At 66.1% G+C, this 8,339-nt stretch carries 8 protein-coding genes; all 8 read left to right on the top strand.

What is annotated here, in order from left to right; genetic code table 11:
* A partial coding sequence (locus JHD07_RS26125; protein WP_291627301.1) for an MBL fold metallo-hydrolase occupies positions 1-736 on the top strand: 736 nt, incomplete at its 5' end.
* A 13-nt stretch (positions 737-749) separates the two neighbouring features.
* Positions 750-1,745 (top strand): alpha/beta fold hydrolase, encoded by a 996-nt coding sequence (locus JHD07_RS26120; RefSeq protein ID WP_291627299.1) that lies wholly within the window; start codon positions 750-752, stop codon positions 1,743-1,745.
* A gap of 233 nt (positions 1,746-1,978) precedes the next feature.
* Positions 1,979-3,229: an ABC transporter substrate-binding protein gene (locus JHD07_RS26115; protein WP_291627296.1), complete on the top strand. Its 1,251-nt coding sequence runs from the start codon at positions 1,979-1,981 to the stop codon at positions 3,227-3,229.
* Positions 3,230-3,353: 124 nt separating this feature from the next.
* Complete coding sequence (locus tag JHD07_RS26110; RefSeq protein WP_291627294.1) at positions 3,354-4,181, top strand: AraC family transcriptional regulator; 828 nt, start codon at positions 3,354-3,356, stop codon at positions 4,179-4,181.
* A 456-nt stretch (positions 4,182-4,637) separates the two neighbouring features.
* Positions 4,638-5,648 (top strand): branched-chain amino acid ABC transporter permease, encoded by a 1,011-nt coding sequence (locus tag JHD07_RS26105; RefSeq protein ID WP_291627292.1) that lies wholly within the window; start codon positions 4,638-4,640, stop codon positions 5,646-5,648.
* A 1-nt stretch (position 5,649) separates the two neighbouring features.
* Positions 5,650-6,729, top strand: coding sequence for a branched-chain amino acid ABC transporter permease (locus JHD07_RS26100; protein ID WP_291627290.1), 1,080 nt, complete (start codon positions 5,650-5,652; stop codon positions 6,727-6,729).
* A complete protein-coding gene (locus tag JHD07_RS26095; protein WP_291627287.1) occupies positions 6,722-7,504 on the top strand; it encodes an ABC transporter ATP-binding protein in 783 nt (260 codons plus the stop codon). Before JHD07_RS26100 ends, JHD07_RS26095 begins: the two co-directional genes overlap by 8 nt.
* A partial coding sequence (locus JHD07_RS26090) for an ABC transporter ATP-binding protein (RefSeq protein WP_291627284.1) occupies positions 7,497-8,339 on the top strand: 843 nt, incomplete at its 3' end. The genes JHD07_RS26095 and JHD07_RS26090, both read left to right, overlap by 8 nt.

Genomic DNA, 8,339 nt, shown 5'->3' with positions numbered 1-8,339 from the left:
GGTCAGGACACCGCACCACACGATCCTGATCGACACGGCCACCGGCAATGACAAGAACCGGCCGGAGATCCCGCCGCTCCACCGGCTCAACGAACCCTTCCTGGCGCGGCTGGCTGCAGCGGGCGTCACGCCAGAGCAGGTCGATTATGTGCTGCTCACCCATGTGCATGCCGATCACGTCGGCTGGAACACGCGGCTCGTCGACGGGCGCTGGAGCCCGACCTTCCCGAAAGCGACCTACGTCTTCTCCGGGGTCGAGCAGGCCTATGGCGAGAGCCTCGCCACGGGCACAGAGCCGATCGGCGCAGCCCGCCCGGCCCCGGCCCTCGGCCCCGCGCTGCGCAAGCCGGCCGACCGTGTCTATGACGACAGCGTCCGGCCGGTGATCGAGGCCGGACTTGCCAGGCTCATTGCAGTGGACGGGAGCGAGGTCCTCGACGGCATCTCGTTCATTCCGACGCCCGGCCATAGCATCGATCACGCGTCGATCCGTCTCGTGTCCGGCGGCGAGCAGGCGCTCTTCGCCGGCGACGTGATGCACCATCCGCTGCAGGTCTACGAGCCCTCGCTCAATTCGTGCTTCTGCGAATTCCCGGAAGCGGCCTTGCGCTCGCGCGCCTTCGTGCTGGAGGACGCCGCCGAGCATGGCGCAACTGTCTTCACCACCCATTTCGCACAGTCATCGGCCGGCCGCATCAGCCGGACCGGAGCACGCTTTATCTGGCAATTCATCTGAACGGAGACCGAGCATGAACCAGCAAGCTCGCGCGCGCGCCGACAGGCCCGAGATCGTGGTCGAGGACCTCATGATCCCGAGCGACACGGCCGGAATTTCGCTTCACCTGCGCAACAAGCGACCCGCGACGCTCACGACCTTCGTCGCCGAGCGAACCATCCTGATGATGCACGGCGCGACCTATGCGTCGGAAAGCCTTTTCGACACCCCCGTCGAAGGCGTCTCCTTCATGGATCATCTCGCCGCCCGTGGTTACGACGTCTTTGCGCTCGACGTGCGCGGCTATGGCCGATCGACGCGCCCGCCCGAGATGGACGCGCCGCCGGAGCAATCCGGACCGCTCGTGCGTACCGAGACCGGCGTGCGCGACCTCGCCAGCGCAGTCGCGCACGTCTTGAAGCAACGCGGCATTAAGCAACTCAATCTGGTTGCGATGTCGTGGGGCGGCTCGGTCGCCGGCGCCTACACCGCAGCGAACAACGACAAGATCGTCAAGCTCGCATTGGTCGCCCCGCTCTGGTTGTTGAAAGGCCCGGCTCCCATCGATGCAGGCGGGCGTCTCGGCGGCTATCGCAAGGTCCCGGTTCTGGACTTCAGGGAGCGCTGGCTATCGGCTGCACCGGAAGCCGCCCGAGCGAGCTTGATCCCGGCGGGCGGCTTCGAGCTCTGGGCCGACATCTCGCTCGCGACCGACCCGCAGGGAAGCTCGCAAACGCCTCCGGTCATGCGAGCGGTCAACGGCCCGATCCTGGACATTCGCGAATATTGGGCCGCCGGCAAGGGGCTCTATGATGCCGGCGACATCAGGGTGCCCGTGCTGCTGGTGCACGCAGAATGGGACCGGGACGTTCCCATCGCCTCGGCGCAGGATCTCTTTCTCGCGCTAAAACACGCTCCCTACCGGCGATGGGTCGAGATCGGCGAAGGCACGCACATGGTTCTGCTCGAAAAGAACCGTCTGCAGGCGTTCGATGCCATCAGCCAATTTCTTGCTGAAGACTATGGCTAGCGCGCTCGTCCGGGAGTTCGTCCGGAGTGCCTCCCTCGGCGCGGGTGGCTGCTGCACCGCGAAACCACTCGCGTCGCAACATTCAAAATGAGACTCCCGGTCAAGCCGAAGGAGGCCCTGGTGCGTGCAGCGCACCCGACTTCGGATAGCTTTCCTCCAAAGCCGCGGGCATTGAGCCACGGGCATATCACGGATCGTCGCGCCAAAAAAAGCGATGACACAGGGAGGAGCACATGTCGAAATGCAGCATCGGACTGCTCGCGTTGAGCAGCCTGTTTCTTTCGGGCGCGGCCATCGCCCAGGAAAAGATCAAGGTGGGCGTGACCGCAACGCTCGAAGGCACCTACACGGTGCTCGGCGAGGACGGCATGCGCGGCCATCAGACCGCGCTCAACGTGCTCGGCAAGAAGGTCGGGGACAAGGAGCTCGAGTTCATCGTCGCCTCGACCGACGCGACGCCGGACTCGGCGGTGCGCGCCGTGCGCAAGCTGATCGAACAGGACAAGGTGCAGATCCTGCTGTCGCCGCTCTCCGGCGACGAGGGCATCGCGGTGAAGAACTTCGCAAAGAGCCATCCCAACCTGACCTTCATCAACGCGGCCTCGGGCGCGCAGGAAACGACCTATGTCGACCCTGCCCCGAATTTCTTCCGCTTCAACATGGACGGCGCGCAGTGGCAGGTCGGCCTCGGCAAATACGCCTATGAGGACAAGAAGTATCGCAAGATCGCGACCGTCGGCGAGGACTACTCCTTCATCTACACCCAGGTGTTCGGGCTGGTGCTCGAGTTCTGCGGCATGGGTGGACAGGTGACCAACCGGCAATGGGTGCCGCTCGGGACGAAAGACTTCGCCTCGGTGATCGCCGCCCTGCCCGACGACGTCGATGCTATCTATCTCGGGCTCGGCGGGGCGGATGCCGTCAACTTCCTCAACCAGTATCAGCAGGCCGGCGGCAAGGCGCATCTGATGGGCGGTTCCATCATGATCGACCAGACCATCCTGTCCTCGAAGGGCAACGCCAAGAACGCCCTGATCGGCACCATCGCGGCGAGCGGCCAGGCCGACACCTGGGAGGATCCGGGCTGGCAGAAATTCGTGAAGGCCTATCAGGACGCTTTCCCGCCGAACAAGCGGTTCCCCAGCCCGTCGCTGCTGGCCACCAACTATTATGGTTCAACCATGGCGCTGATCCTGGCGCTGCGCCAGGTCAATGGCGACCTCTCCAACAACCAGGCGAAGTACAGGGAAGCGCTGGCGAAGATCGAGCTCGACGCACCGAACGGCAAGATCAAGCTCGACTCCAACCGCCAGGCGATCGGCACCAATTTCGTCACCGAGGTCGTCGATGACGGCAAGGGCGCGCTGTTCAGCAAGGTCGTGAAGGTGATCCCGAACGTCAACCAGACGCTCGGCTACGATCCGGCCGTGTTCGCCAAGATCGGGCTGCCGAGCCGCACCGTGCCTGAATGTAAGAAGTACTGACGCATCACATCGGGCAGACGCAACCGGGGAGCGACTCGCCGACGCGGTCGCTCTCCGCTCTTGCAATCTCGCCGGTGTTGTTGAACGCTGGCGGAAAAGACAAGAACGTTCGGGAGGGGAAGGCATGAGCCGTGCGCTCGCCGTCTTCCACGGCCGCTTCGGCCGGGCGACGGTTTATCAGTTGAACCGCCCTTTCAATATCCACGCCCATCGCGAAGGTCATCTGATCTTCCATGTCGGCGGCATGCCGGCATGCATCGACGTGTCCGACGGACATTACGATCTCACCGAAACCTCCGTCGTCGCCGTCAATCCCTGGGAGCCGCACAACTTCCTGCCGACCGATCTCGACGGCGGCGCCATCTTCTTCGTGCTCTACGTCAATGCCGAATGGTTCGCGCCCGATGCCTCGGGCGGCGACCGGCTGCGTTTCGGCCGCACCCAATTCAAGCGCACGCCCGCGCTCGACAAGCATATCAGGCGGACCGCGGCGCTCGTGTGCGGCGCACCATCGCTCTCCAGCCTCGATTCCGAGCTGCGGCGGCTGATCGACATCTGCTACGACGAAAGCTGGCAGCAGGCCGAGATCGCGCGCGATCCGCGCACAAGCGGCGCCGTCACCGACTTTCGCGTGCGCAAATGCATCAAGATGATGTCGGAAAGCCCCGGCGCCGAAATCGAGCTCGACACCATCGCGCGCGAATCCGGCCTGTCGCGGCCGCATTTCTACCGGCTGTTCCGCGTGCAGACCGGCGTCACGCCGAACCTCTATCTCAATACGCTGATCATGGAACAGGCGCTCGAAGCGCTGGTGGCGAGCGAGGCGCCGATCGCCGATATCGGCTTCGACCTCGGCTTCTCCTCGCAAAGCGGATTCACCCGCTTCTTCGCCGCCAATGTCGGGATGGCCCCGACCGATTATCGTCGCGCCGCCAAGATTTTGCGCGCCTGAGCGCGAGCCACGAAAAGATACTCACGATCAAACGTCGCCCTCGCCCGCTGGCTAGGATGCCGGCAACGCGATCCCGACAAGAGGATCGCTGAGTCCGGGAGGACGCACGTCAATGGCAGGGCTCGCAGCCGGCAACGGCTCGCATGCCCCCTCGCCCCGCTTGCTGGGCAAGGGTTGGAGTGAATCCGCGTTTTCGACGCGGCCTCTTTCCACATGCACGAGCGTCGTCACACGCGATTGCCCGGAGCGGCCTGAGCAAGCGCCTCGCCCTTCGAGACGACCGCTCCGCGGTCTCCTCAGGGTGAGGCTGATCGGTATCAAGGACGTTGAGACGGTTGCCGCGCACTCCGCCCTCATCCTGAGGAGCCCGCCAAAGCGGGCGTCTCGAAGGATGGGCCGCACAGCAACCGGGTCTGATACACGACTGCCCGGCCGCAAGCGGGGCGAGGTGAAGCCATGAGCCGCTTCGTCGAACGCCATCCGGCCTGGGCGCTGATCTCGATCATCGCCGTCGCAATCCTGCTCTGGCTGATCTTCGCGGTTTGGCCGCCGGGCCTGGAGCAGGCGATCGGCCGCAAGCGCGTCTTCCTCAACGCCCTGTTCAACGGCATCACGCTCGGCGGCCTCTACTTCCTCGTCGCCAGCGGCTTCACGCTGATCTTCGGGCTGATGCGCAACGTCAACCTCGCGCACGGCTCGCTCTATCTTTTCGGCGGCTATGTCGGCTACGCCGTCAGCACCGCGACCGGCTCCTGGGTTCTCAGCTTCATCGTCGCCTTCATCCTGACCGCCCTGGTCGGCGTGCTGCTCCAGGTTCTCGTCTTCCGCCGCATGGAGGGCCAGGATCTCAGGCAGACCATGGTGACGATCGGCTTGTCCATCGTGTTCGCCGATCTGATGCTCTGGGCCTGCGGTGGCGATTTCTACCAGATCCAGACCCCGAACTGGCTGATCGGCCCCGTCGAGCTGCCGCTGGTGACGGCGATCAAATCCTCAGGCGAGCCGGTCTATCTCAGATATCCCTCGGTGCGGCTCGTGATTTTCGTCGCCTCCGTGGTGATCGGCGTCGCGATGTGGCTCGCGCTCAATCGCACCCGGATCGGCATGATCGTCCGCGCCGGCGTCGACGACCGCGATATGCTGGCGGCGACCGGCGTGCGCATCCAGCTCGTCTTCGTCGCCGTGTTCGCCTTCGGCGCGGGACTTGCGGGCATGGCCGGCGTCGTGGGCGGCACCTTCCAGTCGCTGTCGCCGGGCGAGGACATCCGCTTCCTGCTGGCCTCGCTCGTCGTCGTGATCGTCGGCGGCATGGGCTCGATCCCCGGCGCCGCACTCGGCGCGCTGATCATCGGGCTCGCCGAACAGCTCGGCTCGGTCTACATCCCCACCTACGCGATCGTCGTGACCTTCCTGATCATGGTGCTGGTGCTGGCGATCCGGCCGCAAGGCCTGTTGGCGAGGCGCTGAGATGTCGCTCGCCCACGATGCCCCCCGCCTCGCCGTTCGCCCCGCCACGTTGGCGCAGCGACCGGCACGGGCGTGGCCGGAGGTCAATCATCCCGCCGCCTGGGCCGTCGCGGCCATCCTGCTGATCATGCCGCTGATCGCCAGCGGCTTCTTCCTGATCGAGATCTTCGCCTCCACCCTGATCCTCGGTACCATCGCGCTGAGCCTGATGTTCCTGGCCGGTTACGGCGGCATGGTCAGCCTGATGCAGCTCACCATCGCGGGCTTCTCCGCCTACATGGTCGCGGTGTTCGGCGTCAGCGGCAACGCCAATATCAGCCTGGGCTGGCCGTGGTGGCTCGCGGTGCCGATGGCGCTGGCGCTGGCGACCGCCTTCGGCACGCTCGGCGGCGCGCTCGCGGTGCGCACCGAGGGCATCTACACCATCATGATCACGCTCGCGATCGGCGCGGCCTTCTACTACTTCACCAACCAGAACTGGGCGATCTTCAACGGCCATACCGGCATCAACACCGTGGCCACGCCGCACTTCTGGGGCGTGAACTGGCGCGCCGACATCCCCTTCTACTACATCGTGCTCGCGGTCGCCGCGCTCTGCTATTTCGCCGTCGAGTACCTCGCGCGCGCACCTTTCGGCCTGGCGCTCCAGGGCGTGCGCGACAATCCCAGGCGCATGGCGGCGCTCGGCTTCAACGTCAATGCGCACCGCGTCGCCGCCTATGCTTTCGCCTCCTTCGTGGCCGCGCTGGCCGGCGTGCTCCAGGTCTGGAACTACCGCCAGATCTCGCCGGGCTCGGTCAGCGTCGGCGCCTGCATCGACGTGTTGATCATCGCCGTCGTCGGCGGCATCACGCGCCCGATCGGCCCCTTCATCGGCGCGCTGATCTTCGTGCTGCTGCGCACTTTCGCGCTCGACTTCCTGGTGCGGATCGGGCTCGACGGCAACCGCTTCCGCCTGTTGATCGGGCTCGGCTTCCTCGCCATCGTGTTCTGGTCATCGGACGGCGTGATCGGGCTGTGGCAGCGCTGGCGGCAGCGCCGCGGCGCCGACCATTCCAGCGGAGGGCGCAGCCATGGATAGCGTCGCCCGTCGCCTCTCCGCCGTCGGTGCCGGCGCAGCGCTGGAACTGCGCGGCGTGACGCGCATGTTTGGCGCGCTGGCGGCGCTGACCGACGTCACCATCACCGTGCGGCCCGGCGAGCGCCGCGCCGTGCTCGGCTCCAACGGTGCCGGCAAGACCACGCTGTTCAACTGCATTACCGGCGACTTCCCGCCATCCTCCGGCACCATCCGCTTCTTCGGCGAGGACGTCACGCACTTCCCGCCCTATGAGCGCATCCGGCGAGGGCTGCGCCGCACCTACCAGATCTCCGCGCTGTTTCCCGGCCTCACCGTGCAGGACAACGTCTATCTTGCCTGCCGCGGCGTCTCGCGCGGGCGCTTCTCGTTCCTGCGTCCGGGACAGAACGATGCGCTGATGCATGCGGCCGACAATCTGGTCCAGGCCGTGCATCTCTCCGCCGTGAAGGACCAGCGCGTGGCCGAGCTCGCGCATGGCCAGCAGCGCCAGCTCGAAATCGCGCTCGCGCTCGCCGGCGCACCGCGCTTCGTGCTGTTCGACGAGCCAGCCGCCGGACTGTCGCCGACCGAACGCGCCGAGCTGATCGAGATCCTGACCTCGCTGCCGGCGCATATCGGCTACATCATCATCGAGCACGACATGGACGTGGCGCTCCGCGTCGTCGAGAGCGTCACGATGATGCACAACGGCCGCATCTTCAAAGAAGGGCGGCCGGAGGAGATCGAGTCCGATCCGGAGGTGCAGGAGCTGTATCTCGGGGGTGGCCATGAATGAGCCCCGCCGCTCCAGTGCCGCGCTCGAGGTCCGCGGCCTCGACGTCTACTACGGCCACTCCCACGCGCTGCAGGGCGTCGACCTCACGCTGGAGAGCGGCGTGTTCTCCGTCGTCGGCCGCAACGGCATGGGCAAGACCACGCTGTGCAAGGCGATCATGGGACTGGTTGCCGTAAGCGGCGGCTCGATCCGCGTCCGCGGCGAGGACATCACCCGGCGGTCGCCGGCCCAGATCGCGCGGCTCGGCGTCGGCTACGTGCCGCAGGGACGCCGGCTCTGGCGCTCGCTCAGCGTCGACGAGCATCTGCGGCTCGCCGGCGGGCTGCGGCCGGGCGTGTGGACCGTCGAGCGCATCTACGACACGTTCCCGCGCCTCGCCGAGCGCAAGGGTCATGGCGGCGGCCAGCTCTCTGGCGGCGAGCAGCAGATGCTCGCGATCTCGCGCGCGCTGCTCACCAACCCGCATCTGCTCGTCATGGACGAGCCGACCGAAGGCCTCGCGCCCGTCATCGTGGCGCAGGTCGAGGAGATGTTGCTGCGGCTGGGCGAAGACGGCGACATGGCCGTGCTCGTGATCGAGCAGAACATCGGCGTCGCCACCGCGATCTCGCGCAATGTCGCGATCATGGTCAACGGCCGCATCAACCGCATCATCGACTCCGCGCGCCTTGCCGCCGACCGCGAGTTGCAGCAGCACCTGCTCGGCGTCGGGCTTCATGCGGAGCTCGAAGCGGATATCGACGTCGCCGCATCTGGCGCCGAAACGAAACCAGCGCCGACGCCACGTCGTGACGGACCGGTGCGCATCTACGTCTCCAACCCGACGCTGCCGACG

Source organism: Bradyrhizobium sp. (genome assembly GCF_016462955.1).
Classification (GTDB): domain Bacteria; phylum Pseudomonadota; class Alphaproteobacteria; order Rhizobiales; family Xanthobacteraceae; genus Bradyrhizobium.
Note: the sequence above shows the minus strand (reverse complement) of the source record. Positions and strands in the feature narration are given on the sequence as shown.